1 protein-coding gene is annotated in these 714 nt (G+C 62.0%); it reads right to left on the bottom strand.

Going from position 1 to position 714, the window contains the following annotated elements; translation table 11 throughout:
* Positions 1–51 precede the first annotated feature (51 nt).
* Positions 52–210 (bottom strand): hypothetical protein, encoded by a 159-nt coding sequence (locus ACODSP_RS28200; protein WP_488968823.1) that lies wholly within the window; start codon positions 208–210, stop codon positions 52–54.
* Positions 211–714 lie beyond the last annotated feature (504 nt).

Genomic DNA, 714 nt, shown 5'->3' with positions numbered 1-714 from the left:
AGCGAACCCCGACAAGCGACGGCGCTTGTGCGGTGTCGGAGTTCGCTACGCTCACCCGCGACCTACGGCATGCTGTTCACGGGGAAACCACACGATCATTGCGCTGTCGCTGACATGCACGGCAACCCATTGGCCAGTCTCGATCTGCGGTGCGGGAACGGAAGCCGACATCTGCTTTTCTTCCAGTACAAGGGGGGTGAAGCCATCCATGCGCGCGTTTCCTCTGTCAAAAGGACCCGGAATGACAACGCACCGCCCACCCCTGTCGCGGAGGCGGAACGGTGCGTTGTCATCCTGGGATCGGAGACCGGGGTCCGGGTGCGGGCCGGACCCAGCCTTTATTGGGGTGTGTGATTGACGGTCCAGATGAAAGCCTGAACCGTCAATCACACCCGAAGGCGATGGGAGAGAGCGCCGACCATCGCCTGGTACTGTTGGTCTGAAAGGGCCCCGTGACCGGTACAATCCGGCGGGGTCGGCGATCCATCGCGCCGTCCACCGGCTTTCCGCCGCATCCTCCCATCCAGCGCGGAAGTGAAGCGGAAAGGTTCCAGTCTGGGGGGCCAAGAGCCAGGGGGAAGGATGCAGCCCCTTCCCCCGGCAGACCCGCCCTTCCGTTCAGGAAGAAGGACGGATCAGTAGAATAATGTTCCCTCAGGCGCCCTTCCGTTCAGGAAGAAGGACGGATCAGTAGAATAATGTTCCCTCAGGCGC

The organism is Niveispirillum sp. FG156 (assembly GCF_057809555.1).
Note: the sequence above shows the minus strand (reverse complement) of the source record. Positions and strands in the feature narration are given on the sequence as shown.

Coding starts and splice junctions, on each gene's coding strand:
- ACODSP_RS28200 (WP_488968823.1), bottom strand. CDS start 210: ATGGATGGCTTCACCCCCCTTGTACTGGAAGAAAAGCAGATGTCGGCT.